The organism is Yinghuangia soli, assembly GCF_021502675.1.
Lineage (GTDB): Bacteria > Actinomycetota > Actinomycetes > Streptomycetales > Streptomycetaceae > Yinghuangia > Yinghuangia soli.
This window is the reverse complement of sequence record NZ_JAKFHA010000049.1, coordinates 45092-62906: the sequence shown is the minus strand read 5'-3', so window position 1 is coordinate 62906 and position 17815 is coordinate 45092. Positions and strand designations below refer to the sequence as shown.

General features: G+C 72.5%; 18 protein-coding genes. 10 read left to right on the top strand and 8 right to left on the bottom strand.

Annotated elements, in window-relative coordinates:
- A partial coding sequence (locus LZ495_RS40535) for a pyridoxal phosphate-dependent decarboxylase family protein (protein ID WP_235058247.1) occupies positions 1-787 on the bottom strand: 787 nt, incomplete at its 3' end.
- A 370-nt stretch (positions 788-1157) separates the two neighbouring features.
- Between LZ495_RS40535 and LZ495_RS40530 the strand changes: the two genes are divergently transcribed.
- Positions 1158-2645: a purine-cytosine permease family protein gene (locus LZ495_RS40530; RefSeq protein WP_235058246.1), complete on the top strand. Its 1488-nt coding sequence runs from the start codon at positions 1158-1160 to the stop codon at positions 2643-2645.
- Here the strand turns inward: LZ495_RS40530 and LZ495_RS40525 are convergent.
- The gene (locus tag LZ495_RS40525; RefSeq protein WP_235058245.1) at positions 2611-3264 is read right to left on the bottom strand and encodes a TetR/AcrR family transcriptional regulator; all 654 of its coding nucleotides are present in this window, start codon (positions 3262-3264) and stop codon (positions 2611-2613) included. The genes LZ495_RS40530 and LZ495_RS40525 overlap by 35 nt on opposite strands.
- A gap of 73 nt (positions 3265-3337) precedes the next feature.
- Between LZ495_RS40525 and LZ495_RS40520 the strand changes: the two genes are divergently transcribed.
- The 3 genes from LZ495_RS40520 (at position 3338) to LZ495_RS40510 (ending at position 6283) form a co-directional block, all read left to right on the top strand.
- Positions 3338-3802 (top strand): MarR family winged helix-turn-helix transcriptional regulator, encoded by a 465-nt coding sequence (locus LZ495_RS40520; protein ID WP_235058244.1) that lies wholly within the window; start codon positions 3338-3340, stop codon positions 3800-3802.
- A gap of 115 nt (positions 3803-3917) precedes the next feature.
- A complete protein-coding gene (locus LZ495_RS40515; RefSeq protein ID WP_235058243.1) occupies positions 3918-5243 on the top strand; it encodes an acyl-CoA dehydrogenase family protein in 1326 nt (441 codons plus the stop codon).
- Positions 5240-6283 (top strand): phosphotransferase family protein, encoded by a 1044-nt coding sequence (locus LZ495_RS40510; protein ID WP_235058242.1) that lies wholly within the window; start codon positions 5240-5242, stop codon positions 6281-6283. Before LZ495_RS40515 ends, LZ495_RS40510 begins: the two co-directional genes overlap by 4 nt.
- 344 nt (positions 6284-6627) lie before the next feature.
- Here LZ495_RS40510 and LZ495_RS40505 read toward each other — a convergent pair whose 3' ends face one another.
- The gene (locus LZ495_RS40505; protein WP_235058241.1) at positions 6628-7455 is read right to left on the bottom strand and encodes an SDR family NAD(P)-dependent oxidoreductase; all 828 of its coding nucleotides are present in this window, start codon (positions 7453-7455) and stop codon (positions 6628-6630) included.
- Between the two features lie 62 nt (positions 7456-7517).
- On the bottom strand, positions 7518-8222 hold the full coding sequence (locus LZ495_RS40500; RefSeq protein ID WP_235058240.1) for an SDR family oxidoreductase: 705 nt from the start codon (positions 8220-8222) through the stop codon (positions 7518-7520).
- A 334-nt stretch (positions 8223-8556) separates the two neighbouring features.
- Between LZ495_RS40500 and LZ495_RS40495 the strand changes: the two genes are divergently transcribed.
- The 3 genes from LZ495_RS40495 to LZ495_RS40485 all read left to right on the top strand — a co-directional run bounded on the left by LZ495_RS40495 (position 8557) and on the right by LZ495_RS40485 (position 11929).
- Complete coding sequence (locus LZ495_RS40495) at positions 8557-10341, top strand: hypothetical protein (protein WP_235058239.1); 1785 nt, start codon at positions 8557-8559, stop codon at positions 10339-10341.
- Between the two features lie 108 nt (positions 10342-10449).
- Entirely contained in the window at positions 10450-10818 is a 369-nt protein-coding gene (locus LZ495_RS40490; RefSeq protein ID WP_235058238.1) for a nuclear transport factor 2 family protein, read from the top strand.
- A gap of 148 nt (positions 10819-10966) precedes the next feature.
- Positions 10967-11929, top strand: a complete 963-nt coding sequence (locus tag LZ495_RS40485) for a sirohydrochlorin chelatase (RefSeq protein ID WP_235058237.1) — start codon at positions 10967-10969, stop codon at positions 11927-11929.
- Positions 11930-12139: 210 nt separating this feature from the next.
- On the opposite strand, the gene LZ495_RS40480 is transcribed toward LZ495_RS40485, so the two are convergent.
- Together LZ495_RS40480 and LZ495_RS40475 are read right to left on the bottom strand one after the other, a co-directional pair.
- The gene (locus tag LZ495_RS40480) at positions 12140-12301 is read right to left on the bottom strand and encodes a hypothetical protein (RefSeq protein ID WP_235058236.1); all 162 of its coding nucleotides are present in this window, start codon (positions 12299-12301) and stop codon (positions 12140-12142) included.
- 49 nt (positions 12302-12350) lie between these two features.
- A complete protein-coding gene (locus LZ495_RS40475) occupies positions 12351-12941 on the bottom strand; it encodes a GNAT family N-acetyltransferase (protein ID WP_235058235.1) in 591 nt (196 codons plus the stop codon).
- Positions 12942-13176: 235 nt separating this feature from the next.
- Here LZ495_RS40475 and LZ495_RS40470 point away from each other — a divergent pair, with 235 nt between their 5' ends.
- The 3 genes from LZ495_RS40470 to LZ495_RS40460 are packed head-to-tail and all read left to right on the top strand — an operon-like array spanning position 13177 to position 14902.
- Entirely contained in the window at positions 13177-13914 is a 738-nt protein-coding gene (locus tag LZ495_RS40470) for a class I SAM-dependent methyltransferase (protein ID WP_235058234.1), read from the top strand.
- 44 nt (positions 13915-13958) lie between these two features.
- Positions 13959-14390 (top strand): metalloregulator ArsR/SmtB family transcription factor, encoded by a 432-nt coding sequence (locus LZ495_RS40465; protein ID WP_235058233.1) that lies wholly within the window; start codon positions 13959-13961, stop codon positions 14388-14390.
- A complete protein-coding gene (locus LZ495_RS40460; protein WP_235058232.1) occupies positions 14387-14902 on the top strand; it encodes an SRPBCC family protein in 516 nt (171 codons plus the stop codon). The genes LZ495_RS40465 and LZ495_RS40460 overlap by 4 nt, the downstream gene beginning before the upstream one ends.
- A gap of 896 nt (positions 14903-15798) precedes the next feature.
- Here the strand turns inward: LZ495_RS40460 and LZ495_RS40455 are convergent.
- Together LZ495_RS40455 and LZ495_RS40450 are read right to left on the bottom strand one after the other, a co-directional pair.
- Positions 15799-16908 (bottom strand): outer membrane protein assembly factor BamB family protein, encoded by a 1110-nt coding sequence (locus LZ495_RS40455; RefSeq protein ID WP_235058231.1) that lies wholly within the window; start codon positions 16906-16908, stop codon positions 15799-15801.
- A 286-nt stretch (positions 16909-17194) separates the two neighbouring features.
- Positions 17195-17815 carry a dihydrofolate reductase family protein gene (locus LZ495_RS40450; protein ID WP_235058251.1) on the bottom strand — a complete coding sequence of 207 codons (621 nt, stop codon included), beginning with the start codon at positions 17813-17815 and terminating at the stop codon, positions 17195-17197.

The window sequence follows — 17815 nt, the reverse complement described above, 5'->3', positions numbered from 1 at the left end:
CGAACAGGCCGGCGCCGCCGTAGGCGCCGTCGACGTGGAACCACAGGCCGTACTCGGAGGCGACCTCGGCGACGCCGGCCAGGTCGTCGACGATCCCGGCGTTGGTGGTCCCGGCGGTGGCGACCACCCCGATCACGTTCGCGGGGTCGGGGTCGGCGAGCAGCGCCTCGCGCAGCGCCGGGCCGGTGAGGCGGTGGTCGGCGGTGGCCACCACCAGCGGCTCGACGCCGATGATCCGCAGCGTGTTCCCGATCGAGGAGTGCGCCTGGTCCGAGACCGCGATGCGGACCCGGTCGTAGTCGCCCAGGCCCCGCTTGCGCCGCGCGGTGTCGCGGGCGACGACCAGCGCCGACAGGTTCCCCGCCGACCCGCCGGAGACGAAGCAGCCGCCGGCCTGCGGCGGCAGCCCCGCCAGGTCCGCGATCAGCCGCAGGACCTGGTTCTCCGCGGCGATCGCCCCGGACGCCTCCAGCCACGAGATCCCCTGGATCGACGCGCACGAGACGACCATGTCGAACAGCAGCGCCGCCTTCGTCGGCGCCGCCGGTATGAACGAGAGGAACCGCGGGCTGTCGCACGAGATCACCGTCGGCGCCAGCTGCTCCGCATACAGCCGCAGCACCTCCGCCGGATCGTTCCCGTCCTGCCCGATCAGACCCGCCAGGGCCCGGTCCAGCTTGTCCTTGTCGCCCGGATGGTCCAACGGCACCGGATCGAGCTGGAGACGGTCACGCATGTACGCGAAGACCAGTTCGGTCAGAGCGGGATCGTGCGTGTGCATCGACATGGGCAGCCGGGCTTTCGTGAAGGTCGGACGGCTGCGGGTCGCGCAGCGTCGCGGTGCTGGGTACCGGGGCGGCGCCGGGCGGCGGAGTGGGACCGCTCCGGTTCCGCGCCCAGGGCCTGCATACGGGCGCCTGCCTGTGTTGGGGCGGGCGCGTGGGTGCGTATGCCGGGGTCTCGGGATCGACTTTGGAGGGTAACCCGACGCGCGGTCCGAAAGTCAACCGTGAGATGGCCGAAAGACCCCCTGGCGCCATGGAGCCGGGCATAAGTCAACCCTGTACAGAAAACCTGTATGGCCATACAGTCCGGGTTGACCACCCACCGCCGCCCCCGCATCGCGACGGCCCGACCACCTGCGCGGAGGTCCCCCGATGGGACATGAACCGGACCCCCTTCCCGGTCCCGAAGCCGATCTGCACGCCCCCGAGAAGCACGGCGTCGACACCATCCCCGAGGCCGAGCGCACCGCCCGGCCGCGCGACCTGGTCGCGATCCTGGTCGGCGCCAACCTGGGCTTCACCAACATCGTCTTCGGCTGGCTGGCCGTCTCGTACGGCCTGGGCCTGTGGGCCGCGCTGACCGCGACGGTGGCCGGCACGCTGATCGGCGCCGCCTTCGTGGCCCCGCTGGCCCTCGTCGGCCTGCGCTCGGGCACGAACAACTCGGTCGGCTCCGGGGCCTACTTCGGCGTGCGCGGCCGGCTCATCGCGTCGGTGATCGGCGTGCTGCTCTCGACCGGGTTCATGGCGGTGACCGTCTGGGCGGGCGGCGAGGCCATCGTGGCCTCCCTGGCGCGCCTGGTGGACCTGCCCGAGTCGGACACCGCGTACGCGGTCGGCTATGCCCTCCTGGCCGCCGCCGCGACCCTTGCCGCGGTCTACGGCTTCCGCTGGATCGTGCTGCTCAACCGGGTGGCCGCGCCGATCATGACGGTCGTCATCGTGCTCGGCCTGATCGCCTTCCGGTCCGACATCGACTTCTCCGCGCCGAGCGACCCTGCGGCGTACGCGCTCGGCTCCTTCTGGCCCACCTGGCTGCTCGCCATGGTCAGCACCGGCATCGCCGGGCCCGTGTCCTTCGTCACCCTCACCGGCGACTGGACCCGCTACGTCTCCCCGCACCGGCACAGCGGCCGCTCGGTGGTCCGGGCCACCGGCCTCGGCATGGTCGCCGGCCTCGTGGTCCCGCAGGTCTTCGGGGTGCTGACCGCGGTGGCGACCTTCGACCCGGACGCCGGGTACGTGGCCGGCCTGGTGCACGCCGCACCCGCCTGGTTCCTCGTCCCGATCCTGGTGTGCGGCCTGGTCGGCGCCCTGGGCCAGTCCGGCATCGTGCTCTACAGCATGGGCCTGGACCTGGATGCGATCCTGCCGCGGCTCAGCCGGGTGGCCTCCACGGTGCTGGTCGCGGCGACCTCGATCGGCCTGGTCTTCCTCGGCAAGTTCGTGTGGGACGCCGAGGAGTCGGTGACCACCTTCGTGCTCGTGCTGACCTCGCTGGCCACGCCGTGGGCGGCCATCACGCTGACCGGCATGTGGCGCACCGGAGCCCGGTTCAGCGAGCCGGACCTGCAGGTGTTCAACCAGCGGCGGCACGGCGGCGCGTACTGGTACACCGCGGGCTGGAACCTGCCCGCGACCATCGCCTGGGCGGTGGGCAGCGCGGTCGGCCTGCTGTCGAACTCGTCGACCTCGTTCACCGGCCCGATCGCGGACTGGTGCTCGGGCGTCGACGTCAGCTTCTTCACCTCGGGCGCGGCCGGCGTCGCGTGCTACCTGCTGCTGACCGCCCGCGGCGGCAGCCGTACGGCACCCGCCTCGCGGGTCACGGCAGAAGCAGGCGCGCCAGCACGTCGATGAGCAGTTCGCGGGCCATCTCCGGCGGCACCGCCGGGTCCTCCAGGACGATCGGGAGCCCGATCCCGTCCACCATCGCGAGGGCCTGGCGGGCCACCCGCCCGGGGTCCGCGTCGGCCCGGAACCGGCCGCTCGCCACACCGTCCGCGACGGTCTCGGCGAGCAGGCCGCGCCACTCCGCATTGTCGGCGAGCACCTCGGTGCGCCACTCGGCGTCGCGCTGCGCCCAGCGCCACGCCTCCACCCACAGTTGCCACGCGTAGGGCGCCGCCTCGTCGGCGAACCCGACCACGAACGCGCACACCTTCTGCACGCGCTCCCACGGGTCGTCGAGCGCCGCGGCCGCCGCGCGCACGCCGTCCAGGTCGCGCTGCGCGGCGTACCGGAAGGCGGCCAGGAGCAGGTCCTCGCGGTTGCCGAAGTAGTACTGCAGGGTGCTGATCGGCACCCCGGAGACCTCCGAGACATCCGCGAACCTCGTTGCGTCCGCGCCGCGTTCGCCGATCACCAGGCAGGCGTGCGCAAGGACGTCCTCGCGCTTCCGGCCGGACCGGCGGCCGGCCCGGCGCACCGGCGCGGGGGCGGAGTCGAGGGAGGAAGCGGAGGTGTCGGACACGTCCATGTGTCTATCACGAGCACCGGACGCACCGGCACGCACAGGGCGCTCGTGACCTGCACGCTCTAACATGCGCGGCATGACCGATGCCCAGAGCCGCCGTGCGATCAACGAGGCCGTGAACGCGCTCAAGCGCTTCGTCAACAGCAGGCAGTTGGACGCGCTGCACGCGGCCCGTTCCGGGGTCGCCCTGAACCTGGTCGCGATCGGCATCCTGCACCGGGTCATCGACCACGGCCCCGTGCGGCCCACCGAGCTCGCCGAGCTCGCCGACATCCAGCCCGCGGCGCTCAGCCGGCAGATCCGGATCCTGGAGGAGGGCGGCTACATCGTCCGCATCGGGGACGCCGAGGACGGCCGGGTCTCGCTCGTCGCGGCCACCGACCACGGCCGCGAGGCGTACGCCGGGTTCGCGGCCGCCAACGACGCCCTGCTGGCCGAGCAGCTGAAGGGCTGGACCGCGGAGGAACTGGGCGCGCTCGCCGAGCAGATGCAGCGCCTGGTGGCCGACCTGCGCGGCGTCAAGCGCGAGCCCCGGATTTAATTGACATGGTTAAGTAGTCGGGTTAGCGTCCCTCCGAGCCAGAGCTGTGGCCGGGAAGCGGTGAACCGTTCCGGGCGCAGCGCTGAGCGGTCCGCCAACCGTTCGGGAGACAGCCGTGGCCTGGGACTTCAGCACCGACCCGGAGTTCGCCCGCGAACTCGACTGGATCCGCGACCTGGTCGTCGAGGAGATAGAGCCGCTCGACCTGGTCCGGCACCGCATGAGCGCGGACAACTGGCGCGCGGTCACCGCGCCGCTCAAGCAGCGCGTCAAGGACCGCGGCCTGTGGGCCGCCCACCTGGACCGCGAACTGGGCGGCCAGGGCTTCGGCCAGGTCCGCCTGGCGCTGATGCACGAGATCCTGGGCCGTACCGGCTCGGCGCCCAATATCTTCGGCAACCAGGCGCCCGACTCCGGCAACAGCGAACTGCTCGCGGTCGGCGCCACCGAGGAGCAGAAGCAGCGCTGGCTGTGGCCGCTCCTGGACGGCAAGCTGACCAGCTGCTTCTCGCTGACCGAGCCGCACACCGCGGGCTCCGACCCGACCGGCATCAAGACCCGCGCGGTCCGGGACGGCGACGACTACGTCATCGACGGCCACAAGTGGTTCGCCTCCAATGCCTCCCGCGCGGACTTCATCCTGGTCTTCGCGGTCACCGACCCGGACGCCGAACGGCACCGCCGCGCCTCGATGTTCGTCGTGGAGCGCGGCACCCCCGGGCTGGAGATCGTGCGCAACGTGCACACGATGCACCACCCGTACGACGGCGAGAGCACGCGCAACCTCGGCGGCCACGCCGAACTGCGCTTCACCGGCTGCCGGGTGCCTGCGGCGAACATGATCGGCGAGCCGGGCGACGCGTTCCTGCTCGCCCAGAAGCGCCTCAACGGCGGCCGCATCCACCACGCCATGCGCTGGATCGGGCAGTGCCGCCGGGCCTTCGACATGCTCTGCGAGCGGGCAGTCTCGCGCACTTCGCACGGCAAGCGGCTCGCCGACCAGCAGCTGATCCAGCAGATGGTGACCCGCTCGAACATCGAGATCGAGGCGTTCCGGCTGCTCACCCTGAAGGCCGCGTGGACCTGGGACACCGAGGGCCCCAAGGCGGCCCGCCAGGCCGTTTCCGAGGTCAAGTACTGGGGTGCGCAGATCCTGCACGACGTGGTGGACCGCGCGATCCAGGTGCACGGCGCGCTCGGGTACTCCACCGACCTGCCGCTGGAGGAGATGTACCGGCTGGCCCGCAACTTCCGCCTCGCGGACGGCGCCGACGAGGTGCACATCCAGCAGATCGCCAAGATGATCCTGCGCCGCTACGACGCCGTCGAGGGCTGGCCGACCGAGCACGTCCCGACCCGCCGCGCGGCCGCCGAGCAGCGCTACGCGGACTGGCTGGACCTCCCCGCGGGGGAGCCGCGCTACCTGGGCCACTCGTCGTGAGCACCGATGCCTCCGGCACCACTGCCGACCTTGCCGACCCTGCCGACCCCGTCCGATTGGCGGCCTGGGCCGCCGGGGCGGGACTCCTCGACGCGGGAACCGTCCTGACGGTCCGCCGGCTCAGCGGCGGGGCGTCCAACCTCACCTACCGCGTCACCGGCGGCGGCCGCGACTGGGTGCTGCGCCGGCCTCCCGCACGCGGCGCGCTCCCGACCGCGCACGATATGGCCCGCGAGTTCCGCGTGCAGGCGGCACTCGCCGGCAGCGGCGTACCGGTCGCGCGCATGGCGGCGCTCTGCGAGGACGCGGCCGTACTCGGCGCGCCATTCTACCTCATGGAGCGCCTCGACGGCGTGTTCCACACCGACGCGGCGCAGGTTGCCGCATTGCCGCCCGCGGTCGCCCGTGAGGCCGGGCTTGCGCTGGCCCGTACGCTCGCCGCCCTGCACCGCGTCGACCCGCAGGACGTCGGCCTCGGCGACATGGTCCGTGCAGAGCCCTACCTGTCACGACAGTTGCGGCGTTGGCGCGGCCAATGGGACCGCACCGGACTCGACGAGGCACCGGGGCTCGACGGTCTGCTGCGCGATCTCGGCTCGGCCATCCCGGCCGCCGGCCCGCAGGGCATCGTGCACGGCGACTACAACTTCGGCAACGTCATGTACCGGTCCGGCGCCCCGGCCGAGGTGCGCGCGGTGCTCGACTGGGAGTTGTCCACGGTCGGCGACCCGGCCGCCGACCTGGGGCAGTTGCTCGCCTACTGGGGACCGGCCGGACGGCTGCTCAACGCGCACCGCGGCGGACATCTCCCGGACGCCAACCCGGCGTTGCCGTCCCGTGCCGAACTCGTCGACGCGTACGAGGAGACCGGTGGCACTCCGGTACGCGAACTCGCCTACTACGAGCGGTTCGCCGTGGTGAAGCTCGCGGTGATCTGCGCGGGTGCGCTGGCCCGGGCCAAGGCGCCCGAGCCGGAGCGTGTGCGGCGCACGGTCGGCCTGGTCCGCGATCTCGCCGGTATCGCAGGCAAGATCGCGTGACCGGTCCGGCCCTGCGCCGGACGGCGCGTCAGGCGATGCTCGACACGTCCACGCCGACGCCGGTGGGCGCCCAATCCGCGAGCGGGTCGTCCATTTCGGGCCCGGAGCGCGCTTTGGGCAGGGCAGGCCCGCCCCGGCCGGGCCTGCCCCTGTGTCCCGTACGACCATGACGGGACGCTAAGCATCCTGTACGTAAAGGGACGCGATCCTCCACCGTCTGATCACGAATGACGGTTAATTTTACTTTTCCTCGCGCAACCCTTGAGAGATATACGCAAGTTGTGGTGATTTGACCGTTCGGCTTCGTCCGAGTGGACACGTGTGCACGCGGCCCGCCGCGATCCTCACAGCGCGGTCATGCGCCCGCCGCTCACCACGAGCGTCTGACCGGTGACATAGCGCGATGCCGCGGAGCACAGGAACACCGCGCACGGACCGATGTCCGTCTCGGTGTCGCCGATCCACCGCATCGGGATCAGGTCGGTGATGCGCCGCTCCATCGTCGGGTCCAGCCGCATCGCGTTCTCCAGCGCGGGCGTCACGGCCAGCGGCGCCAGGCCGTTGACCCGGATGCCGTCCGGACCCCACTCGCGGGCCAGCGACTTCACGAAACCGCGCTGGCCGCCCTTCGCGGCCGCGTAGAAGGACAGGTTGGCGCTGCCCTGCATGCCGGCCGGAGAGGTGAGCACCAGATACGAGCCCGCAGTCGCCTTCAGGTACGGGTAGGCGGCCCGGGCCAGCGTGTACGTCGCCACCGAGCCGACCGCCGCATGCTCGTTCCACAGGTCGACCGGCGCGTGCTCCAGGTCCACCGGCTCGCTGGAGCGCCGGCTCGTCGCGTTGTGCACCACCGCGTCCAGGCGCCCGAAGCGCTCCACCGCGGCAGCGAGCGCTGCGGCCACCTCGTCCGGCGACGTCACGTCGCACACCGCGACGTCGGCGATCCCGCCGGCCGCGGTGATCTCGTCGGCGACCGCGGCACCGGCCTCCTTGCGCCGTGCGGTCACCACCACCGAGGCACCCGCCGCACCGAGCGCCAGCGTGATGCCGCGCCCCACGCCTGCCGCCGCTCCGGTGACCAGCACGGTCCGCCCGGCCAGGGGCTTGCGGTCCGCGACCGCCGCGATGGCGGCCGCGGGTCCGGCCAGAGGATCGTCCGCACTGCCGGGCATTCCGAACTCCCCACGCTCGTCCACCGTGTCCGTACCGTTCGCATTGCCTTCCGCGCGCCCTGTCACGGCAGCATCAGCGCTCCGCCGTCGAGGGCGAACGTGCTGCCGGTCAGGTGCCGGGCGCCGGGCGCGCAGAGCAGCAGCACCACGTCCGCGGCGGCTTCGGCCGACATAGAGTCCGCACCGAGCGCGGCCTCGCTGCGGTCCACGTCCGTGCCGCGCAGCGCCTCGGCCTCCGCGTCCAGCGCGAACACCGTGGGGGCCAGCAGATGCACCGCGATGCCGTCGCGCGCCCAGCGCCGCGCCGCGGACTTCGCCAGCGCGCGCAGCGACTCCGAGGCGGTGGCCAGCGGCACCAGCCCCGCACCGCCCTCGATCGCCACGCTGGGCGCGACGAGGACGAAGCTGCCCCCGGTGGCCCGCAGCAGCGGATAGGCGCCCTGCAGGGCCGCCAGGCCGTGCCGGACGGGCTCCTCGGCCAGCCGGTCCCACTCCTCGGGCGCCAGGTCCGCCACCGCGCACGGAGCCGTCGACCCGGGCGTGTAGGGCGCGTGCACGACGAGGTCGACCTGCCCGGCCAGACCGGCCTGCTCCGCGGCGCCGGCAAGGTCGGCGCCGGATTCGGCGGTGGCCACGACCGCCCCTGCGGCCCGCAAGGCCGCGACGACGGCGGCCGCGACGTCGGACGGGCCGACCACGACCGCGCCGCGCGGCCCGGACCTTCCTGGTGCGACGGCTTCGTCGGCTTCGATGGCTGTGTCGGCCACGCGGGATGCCCCTCTCTTCGAAAACCCCGGCAAACATGGGCAATCAGGAAGATCCACCGCCTGATCTGGCGACGCTAGTTCGGTCCGCGAACGATGACAAGGCCGCCCCGGCTGTGGCCCCGACCACCCCGGCCGCTTGAGTGACGCACCGTCAGAACATGGACTCCGCCGTGCAATCGCGGCCTTGCCGGACATCCGAAGAGGCGCCGCTCGACAGCTCTGCGCGCGCGGACCTGCCTGGTAGGCGCACGTTGTACTCCGGCGGTTGTCGGGGCCGGTCCGTAGCCTGGAGGCATCCCGGTGGCCGGTCAGCGCCCCGGTGGGGGAGGCCTTCGTGGACGTCACCGCATTCGTCGCACTGCTCACCGAACTGGACACCGAGGACGGTGTGCTGCTCCGGCGGCTGGGCCCCGAACTCCCCGAGCAGGTCAAGCGCGGCCGGCACCGCTCCGCCGCCCTGCTGCGGCCGCGCGCGACGGTCTACCACTTCCCCGGTGAACAGCCCACGGCCCGCACCTGGCGGCTGACCGGCGAACATGTCGCCTGCCTGGTGGAAGGCGCCGGGCCGGCGGTGCGCGTCCTGGGCCTGCTGCGCCGCCTCGCGCCGCGGCACGCGTGGGCCTATTCGGACGGCATGCGCGGCCTTGCCGCCGCACTGCGCGACCGGCTCGGCGCCGACCCCGCCGCCTGGCGTCGACTGCAGCGCGAACTCCCTGGTTGGGCAGGCCTCTTGCCCGAACTCGTCGAACATGCCGCAGGCGCCCGCGGTGAGCCCGCCGGCACATCCGCCATACCGCGTCCGCCGCGCGCCGTCCGGCTGGAGATGCGCCAACTGCTGATGCTGCTGGACCCCGGCATGCTCGCCGCGCTGGCCCCGCATCTGCACCGCGGCACGTTGCTCGACCTGGCCCGGTTCGGCGCACCGCTATCCCCGGAAACCGTCGCGTGGCTGGTCGAGTTGGCCACTCCGGAGGAACGCCTCACCCTGGCCAAGGCCCGCTGGAGCCGCCCCGATGTGGCGGGTGCGCTGGCCGCATTGGACGACACGGCCATCAATGCGGCGCTGTACCTCAACCCGCATACCTCGGTCGCGGTCCGGGTGCGGATCATGGCAGCCGCCGACCGCGTACCGCTGGACCGCTCCGTGGTCGACCGCGTGCGCGGCGATGCCGGACGCTCGCAACGGCTGCCCGCCCTGTACTCGGGGGACCCCGCGTTGGTGCGTGCGGCATTGCTGCGGCGCACCTACACCGCGAGTTCGGTGCAGGAATGCCTGCGGGCCTGGGAGAAGGACGGGTACGTCGGCGTCGCCGCCCTGTACGAGCAGCCGATGGCCGCCTCCGAATACGCGCCGCCTCCGTTCCGGCTGCCCCGCTACCGCTCGCTGCTGCTGGCCGCGGTCGAGGGCATCTGGCGGCGGCACGGCACCGGCGAGGCGGCCCGGCTGGTGGCCGAATTGCCGACCATGGCGCAGCGCGACCGCGAGCACTTCGCCGACTTGTTCGCGGCTCCCGACGGCCGGGAGCGGCTGCGCGCCGAGATCGCCGCCAAGACCACCACGCGTGCCCTGCTCGGGCGGCTGCGCGGCCAAACCGTGTCGAAGCTCTGGCCGCTGCTCGAAGTGCCGTACGCGGACTGGGCGGCGGTGGCCCGCGCCGAGCGCACCGCGCCCCTCTCCCTGCCGGCCTGGGGCCTGCTCGCCCGGATTCCGGGATGCCCGCCGCGCGAGGCGCCCGAAGTCGTCGACGACCGCGGCCTGTCGGCCGGGCCCGGGTACTGGCCGGCCGGGCCGGAGATGCACGTACCGCGGGAGTGGACGCCGCAGGGCTACCAGGTGGCGGCCCCGGCGCGGCGCGGCTGCGCGATGCCGCCCGAGCACCTGCTGACCGGCATCGCCCCGGCTGCGCACGCCTTCAACACGTACGGCTGCCTGCTCGAACTGACGGGTGCCGACCGGACCATGCTGCGCTGCCACCGCCACCTCCAGGACCTGGTCGACCGGCACCTGGGCAGCTCGGCCGAGGCGCGGGTGGTGGCGATGCGGCTGCTGGCCGATTTCCCCGGGACCGCCGAGGAGTTGCTCGAGACCGCGGGGGCGATGGCGGCCGCGTCCGGCTGACGCCCCGGCGGTGCGCGTACGCCGCCGAGACTCTTGTATTGGTCAAGTATCTCGCCCTAGGGTGACGAGCCGTCAGCCCAGCAGCACCGCACCCGAGGGGACCGGCCCATGTCCGAGCGCGCGAAGGTCGTCGCGACCGTCGAAAACTACCTGGCCCAGCTCTCCGCCCAGGACCTCGAAGGCATCATGGCGGCCTACGGCCCCGAGCCCACGGTCAACGACCCGATCGGCAGCGAGCCGAAGGTCGGCCGCGAGGCCGTGCAGGCGTTCTACGCCTCGATCCTGCCGCTCAAGCCGCGCGGCACGCTGCTCGGCCCGGTGACCGTGGTCGGCAACGTCGCGGCGTTCCAGTTCAAGCTCGAACTGACCATCGGGGACAAGGAAGTCGCGGTCTGCGCAACCGAATGGTTCGTCCTCGACGGCGACTTGCTGATCGAGACGATGACCGCGGTGCCCGACATGGAGGCGACGGTCTGAGCGGACCGCCGCCGGCGGCCCGAAAGTGCGGGCGGCGACCGATGCGGTCGCCGCCGAGCGCCGTTTTGCCCTATTTGCCGAGGCATGCCGGGTAACAATTACGCCCGGGGCGTGAAGTCGTACAAACGAATCAATAACATCCGCGTGCATGAGCACTTCCCCTGACGCAGCTTCATCTCTGCCCACGCGCAACCAGCAGGGCCTGCCCACCCGCGTGCCCGCTGCCCGGGCGGGCGGACGCCACCGCAGACCGGAAGCCCCCGAGATCCCCCAAGGCGCCCCGCCGCTCGTCCTCGCGGTGCCGGGACCGGCGAACGACGCTCTGGACGCCCTGGTCCGCGAGGTCGCTCTCCTCGCCCGAGCCGACCGCCCCGGCCTGGACATCCGCCCCGCCCTGCTCGGCGACGGGGCGAGCGACCTGACGCCGGTGCTCGGCCCGGTCGGCGGCGCCGCGGCCGCCGCCGGCGAGGACGTGCCGGAGGACGGCGGGGAAGGCGCCGAGGACGCCGAGCCCGAGGCCGCACCGGCCGCGGAAGCGGTGCCCGAGGCCGTCCCCGAAGGCCCGACCCCGGTCGTCGTCCCGCTGCTCATCGGTCCGCACCCGGGCGTCGAGGCCCGCGTCCGGGCCACCGTCGAGGCGGCCGGCCGGCCGCTGCTGGTCACCGAGCCCCTGGGCCCGCACCCGCTGCTCGCCGAGGCGCTGCACGAACGCCTGTCCGAGGCCGGCCTGGCCCGCGCCGACCGGGCCCGGCTGTTCACCGTGGTCACCGCCGCGGACGGCATAGTGCTGGCCACCACGGGCGGCCCCGAGGCGCTGGCCGCCGCGGACATGACCGGCGTGCTGCTGGCCGCGCGCCTGGCCCTCCCGGTGGTCACCGCGGACCTCGACGTCCCCGGCAGCGTCACCCAGGCCGCGGACGCGCTGCGCCGGATGGGCGCCGAGCGCCTCGCGCTGGCCCCGTACGTGCTCGGCCCGGACCTCGACCCGGACCTGATCGCGACGGCCGCCGCGGCCGCCGACTGCACCGCCGCGGAGCCGCTGGGCGCGCACGGTGCGATCGCCCAACTGGTCCTCAGCGCCTACCTGGACGCGGCCGGCATCCGGGACTGAAGCGGTCCGCCCGGACCGGCCGCCCGCGCGGCAAGCGGATGTGGGGGAGGGGGGGGGGGGCCCCCCCCCCCCCCCCCCCCCCCGCCCCCCACACCCCCCCCCCCCCCCCCCCGGGCCGCCCCCCCCCCCCCCCGGGGCCCCCCGGGGGGCGGCCGCCCCGTGTGTGCGCGCCCCCCCCCCACGACACGCGACCGGTCCGGTCACGACAGCTCAGTGACCGAGCCCGCCGGGGCGGAAAATCCGGGCGCAGAGGTGCACACAGTCGGTCGCCAGGGCCGTCTCGACCTCGGTACGCAGCAGCGGGGCGCCGACCTGGCCCGGATCGCCGACCACGCGCATCGGCACAGTGCCGTCGCACTGCCCGGCCCCCATCTCGATGTCCGAGCCCAGGTGCAGCGGCTGTTCCGGAGGGCGACGCGCGTCAGGCGGTCGCCTGCGGCGTAGCGGCTTGGTCCCGGTCGGGGTACTGCGGGCCGAGGAAGACCACGATGCCCTTGCCGTCGGCGGACGGGGCGGTGGCCTGGATCCAGCCGGCCTTGCGGTAGAAGTCGACCGCGTGCGGCGCCTGCTGCGAGGTGAGCAGCCAGCACCGGCCGTCGGTGCGGTGCGCGGTGACCGCCGCCAGGAGCCTGGCAGCGAGACCGGAGCCCTGGGCCTGGGGGCGTACCGCCAGCTCGTCGATCTCGAAGGACCCGCACAGCAGCGCTTGCGTCCGGTCGGGACCGAGGCCCGCCGCGACCTGCGGGTAGCTGCGTTCGGTGGGGAAGGGGGTGGGGGTGGTCCACCCGGTCACGAAGCCGAGCACCTCGCCGGTGTCCTCGTGCAGCGCGACGGCCGCGGTGAAGCCCGGCAGTTTCACCTGGAACGTGAGGCTGTCGCTTACGTATGCGTCGGCGTGGTCAGGGGGCTCGTTCCACGGCGGCGCGCAGAACGCCTCCAGGTAGGCGGCCCGGATGCCGTCGGTGTGTTCGAGTACGGCCGTGTCGGCGTGGACGCGGATCGTCGCGCTCACGGTCACCTCCACAGGGTGGGTTCGAGGACGGAAGCGCACGTCGGTTGCGTGACCGCCGAACGCCTGCGCCGAGGTGCGCGGGTCTGCGCCTGGGCACCTCTTTCTAATTGATCGTGCGGCCGACGACGTGCAAAAACGTTCGTATCGGCAAGATGCGGTTCCGGACTGTCCAGTGCGCGCGGTGCGACGTGCAAGGATGCCGGGTATGTCGGGCCGCGCGCAGAGCTTCGGAGCCGTGGCGGAAGCCTATGAACGGTTCCGGCCGGGCTATCCCGCGGAGCTGTACGACCTGGTCGCGGCGTACGCAGACGGTCCGTTGCGAACCGCCCTCGAGATCGGCGCCGGGACCGGCAAGGCGACACGCCTGTTCGCGCAGCGCGGGATCACGGTCACCGCGACCGAACCCGACAGTGCCATGCTCGCCGAACTGCGCAAGCACGTACCGGCTGACGTCAGGACTGTGCAGGCCTCCTTCGAGGACCTGCGGACCGGCGAACGCTACGAACTTGTCTATGCAGCAGCGTCATTGCACTGGACGAAGCCGGAGGGCCGCTGGCCGCGCATGGCCGCGCTGCTCGAACCGGGCGGCGTGTTCGCCTCGTTCGGCGGACCGCTCCGCTTGGCCGACCGGGCGGTGCAGAAAGCCGTCGACGAGGCTCGCGCACCCTTCCTGGCGACCGACGACATCCCGTCGCCGGACGGGACGCCTCCGGACCGCGAGATGCAGTGGCCGGGGACGGAGCTGCAGGCGTCCGAGTGGTTCACCGACGTCCGGCAGGCGGTGATCGAGCGGCGCGTGACGATGAGCGCGCGCGACTACGTCGGTCACCTCTCCACGGTCTCGGCGTACCTCGTCCTGCCTCCCGCGGAGCGCGAGCGGGCATTCGAGAGCATCCTGCGGGTGCTGCCCGATGCGGTCGAGCTGGAGGCCGACCTCACCATCCACCTCGCACGCCGCCGCGCCGAGGCCTGACCGCGACGCTGGCGAACGCGTAACCTCTGGGTTACGCTTTTCATGTGGACGAGATAGCCGGAGCCATCGCCGACCCTGTACGCCGCGAGATCCTGGTGCTGCTGCGAGACGCGCGCCTGTCCGCGGGCGAGATCAGCGAGAGGTTCGCCATCAGCAGGCCGGCTGTGAGCCGCCACTTGCGCGTCCTGCGGGAAAGCGGCCTGGTACGCGACGAGCTCGTCGGCCGGCACCGCTACTACGTCCTGCAGCCGGAACGTTTCGCCGAGCTGAACACCTGGCTCGCGCAATTCGCCCAGGCGGAGATCTGGGAGCGCCGTTTCGACGCGCTGGAGACCGAGGTCCACCGCACCCGCCGCGACCGCCGCGCCGCGGCCGCCGACCAGGCAAACCGAGCGGCTCAACCACTCCAGCCGGACCTGGCAGACCAGCCGGACCGAGACGCGCACGAACCACACGGAGAGGCCCACAGCGCATGACCCGCACCCCTGCACCCACCCCCACCGGACGGCTCTTCGGCACCCCGGACGGCGTCGACCTCGTCCTCACCCGTACGTTCCGGGCCTCCGTCGAGGACGTCTGGGCGAGCGTTACCGAACCCGAGCGCACCGCCCGCTGGTACGGACGCTGGGAGGGCGAGGCCGGAGCCGGCCGTCTCATCAAGGTCCAGCTGGCCTTCGAGGAAGGCGCGCCGTGGGTCGACATGCACATCGACGCATGCGAGGCGCCGATCCGGCTCGCGCTCTCGGCGACCGACGCGTTCGGCAACTGGCACCTTGAGCTGCTGCTTGCCGTCAACGACGACGGCACCACCGAACTGGGCTTCGTGCACCACCTGGTGAACGCCGACGGAGTCGGCGACATCGGACCCGGCTGGGAGTACTACCTCGACAACCTCGTCGCCTCCCGCGACGGCACGCCCAAGCCGGAGTTCGACGACTACTACCCGGCGCAGAAGGCCTACTTCGAGGAGCAGGCCGCCGCGCTGTAGGGCGTACTTGAGCCACGGTCAGGGCTTGTGGATCAGCGGCTCGGGAGTCGCGTTCGGGAACGAGAAATGACCCGGACCTGCCGACAGCCGACGTGGCATGATGCCCGGTATGACAACGCGAAAGGGCGATGCCCCGTAGGCCGCCGAAGGTTGTTCGGGCCGGTCTGCGTCGGCGGCCCCGGCAACCACATGCTGCATTGTTCATCCAAGGTCTGTCCGGGCGTGCGTGCCGTGACATAGACCGCTTGGAACGCACCCGGGGCTACTTGTGGCCGGGGAGAACCGAACAGGCTCTGGGCATGTGGCAGCACTTTGTGTCCCTTCCGGACCGCCTTCTTTGGGTGGACTACGAGGGCGGCTGTGGCGTTTGGGAGTGCTGCGGCGAGCCGCGAGAGGCGCCCGACGTCTTGGAGGGCGTCATGCTGGCTCTGCCGAAACGCAGCTCGCGTGAACTCCGGCAGCTCGTCCGTAAGTCGGACGACCTCTACTGACTTCTGGGCCTTCGCCCACACGCCGCGGAAGCCGGCCTTGGCCTCCACCCCAGACTGGTGCGATCGACGCACGGTGTACCGGCCGGCGTCGCCCGAATCCGGTGGTGTGAAGACCGGCTGTCCGCGAGCATCCAGGCGTGCCCCAAGACGAGTCAGAGCGTCACCGAGCAGGCCGGACGGCGCCGCCGCGCGATGGCCGGAAGCACCGCCTTACGGGGGGCAGTTCTCCGAGGTCATCCCGCACCTGACCGTCGCCCACGGGCAGCCGCCCCACGTCTTCGACAAGGTGGAGGCAGAGCTGACCGGCCGGCTGCCGGTTACTGCGGCGGTCACGTCGGTGAGCCTGTTCGTGAGCGACGGTCGATCCTGGCGGCAGCACGCGGAGTTCCCGCTGCTCGGGGCCGGTCACTGAGGCGTACGTGCGGGGCCCGCGATGGCGCGGATGATGCCTGCGTCGTCGCCGAGGATCACGGTGTCCTGGAGGGGCAGCGCGGTGTTCAGGCCGAAGGCGTCGGGGCGGGACGACCACAGGGGTGTGTGGGTGGCGGCGTTCAGCGCGGTCAGGTTGTTGACGCCGCATGTATAGAGGACTCCGCGGTCGAGGGCGAGGCCATGTCCGGCGTCTTCGATGTCGGTGCGGGTGCGTATCGCGCCCGTGAGGGGGTCGACGACGAGGACGGCGCCGGATGCGTCGGTGGCGTGCAGCGTGTGGCCGTCGAGCAGGGGAGGGGCGCCGACGAAGCCGTCGGTCTTGGCATGCCAGAGGGTGCGGCCAGATGCAGTGTCTATTGCGCGGACGCCGAGGACTCCCACGGACTGGGACTTGGCCATGCCGATGAATGCCTGGGTGCCGGCGATCGTGGCCGCGGTGATCAGGCTGCCCTCCGTGTCCGCGGACCAGCGCCGGGCGCCGGTGGACGCGTCGAGGGCGTGCAGGCCGTCGGCGCAGCTGAGGTAGATGGTGCCGTCGGCGACGCGGGGTGGTTCGAGTAGGTGGCCGCCGAGCGGGGTGTGCCAGCGGTCTTCGCCGGTTGCTGCATCGACGGCGCGTACTTCGGTGGGACCCGAGCCTGCGACGACGAGTCCGTCGGCGTGACTTGCGTGGTGGAAGCCGCCGCCGGAGACGGCTGGCCGTCGCCAGCGCACCGCGCCGGTCTGCGCGTCGAGGGCCTGGAGGTCGCCGCCCGTGACGATGAGCGCGTCACCGACGATCACGGGCGTGCAGTCGGCGATGTCGTCCGTCTTGCGCTCCCACAGCACCCGTCCGTCGCCCGGATCGAGCGCGAAGACGGACGCGCCGCCGACGAAGAGCTTGCCGTGCGCGAACGCCGGGGTGACCGCGGCAGTTCCGTAACTCTCGAACGTCCAGCGGACCGTGCCTTGGGGCAGCGACTGCTGCGGACTCGGCTTCGCTCGTGCGGGTCCACCGTCGTTGCTGCAGCCGACCAGGACGGATCCTGCCGCGCCGAGTGCGCCGAGCAGTGCCTGCCGGCGACGTACGAGGGGAGAGGACATGGGCAGCGATCATGGCAGACGGGCTGAGCAGACGCGCTGAGCAGGTGTCAGGGGACGCGTGAAGCGGCCGGCTGGTGGCGACCTCGGTGGCGGAGGAGGACCGTCAGCGGTGGTGACGATGGGCGGTCGTGGCGGTGGAGGTGGCGTCTCGCGCCAAGGGGAGCGTGAGCACCACTACTGCCACCGCCACCGCCACCGCCACCGCCACCGCCACCGCCACCGCCACCGCCACCGCCACGGCCACGGCGGCGACCGCTTGCGCCCTCCCGCGCGTTGCGCGTGCGGGTCAGCGGATCCGGTCGTAGATCATCGCGATCTCGCCCAGTTCGCCGGTCTCCTGGCGGGCGAGCGTCCACTGCGTGCCCGGCAGACCGTCGTCGAAGAGCCGGTCGCCGCCGCCGGCGATCTCGGGGCACACCAGCAGGTACAGGCGGTCGAGTAGGTCGGCGGCGAGCAGCGCCTTGATGACGGTCGGGCTGGTGTTGGCGAGGATGTCGCCGTCGCCGCCGGCGGCCCGGAGTTCGGCGACGACGTCGGCGACCGGGGCGTTCCGTACGCGGGTGCGTTCCCACGGCGCTTCGGTCAGCGTGGTCGACAGGACGACCTTGTCCGTGTCGACGAGCCACTTTGCGTAGCCGCGGTCGCGGGGGTCGGCGTTCTCGTCGGCGGCGACCGTCGGCCAGTAGCCGAGGAATCCCTCGGCGTTGACCCGGCCGAGCAGCGCCGTGGTGGCGTTCTCCCAGATGCGGGTCATGTGGTCGCGCGCGACGTCGGTGGTCGCGTAGCGGACGATCGGGCCTATGTCGGCGGGTCCGCCGGGGCCGTTGTACCGGCCGTCCAGGGTGATGGCGATGTTGGCCGTCACCTTGCGGGCGGACGGCGTGCTCTGGGCGGTGCGCTGGGGCAT

What these genes read in the sequence shown, in the direction of transcription:
- LZ495_RS40485 (WP_235058237.1), top strand. Translation starts at nt 10,967, where the DNA reads ATGAGCACTTCCCCTGACGCAGCTTCATCTCTGCCCACGCGCAACCAG.
- LZ495_RS40525 (WP_235058245.1), bottom strand. Translation starts at nt 3,264, where the DNA reads ATGGACGTGTCCGACACCTCCGCTTCCTCCCTCGACTCCGCCCCCGCG.
- LZ495_RS40460 (WP_235058232.1), top strand. Translation starts at nt 14,387, where the DNA reads ATGACCCGCACCCCTGCACCCACCCCCACCGGACGGCTCTTCGGCACC.
- LZ495_RS40520 (WP_235058244.1), top strand. Translation starts at nt 3,338, where the DNA reads ATGACCGATGCCCAGAGCCGCCGTGCGATCAACGAGGCCGTGAACGCG.
- LZ495_RS40450 (WP_235058251.1), bottom strand. Translation starts at nt 17,815, where the DNA reads ATGCCCCAGCGCACCGCCCAGAGCACGCCGTCCGCCCGCAAGGTGACG.
- LZ495_RS40530 (WP_235058246.1), top strand. Translation starts at nt 1,158, where the DNA reads ATGGGACATGAACCGGACCCCCTTCCCGGTCCCGAAGCCGATCTGCAC.
- LZ495_RS40480 (WP_235058236.1), bottom strand. Translation starts at nt 12,301, where the DNA reads ATGGGGGCCGGGCAGTGCGACGGCACTGTGCCGATGCGCGTGGTCGGC.
- LZ495_RS40490 (WP_235058238.1), top strand. Translation starts at nt 10,450, where the DNA reads ATGTCCGAGCGCGCGAAGGTCGTCGCGACCGTCGAAAACTACCTGGCC.
- LZ495_RS40505 (WP_235058241.1), bottom strand. Translation starts at nt 7,455, where the DNA reads ATGCCCGGCAGTGCGGACGATCCTCTGGCCGGACCCGCGGCCGCCATC.
- LZ495_RS40455 (WP_235058231.1), bottom strand. Translation starts at nt 16,908, where the DNA reads ATGTCCTCTCCCCTCGTACGTCGCCGGCAGGCACTGCTCGGCGCACTC.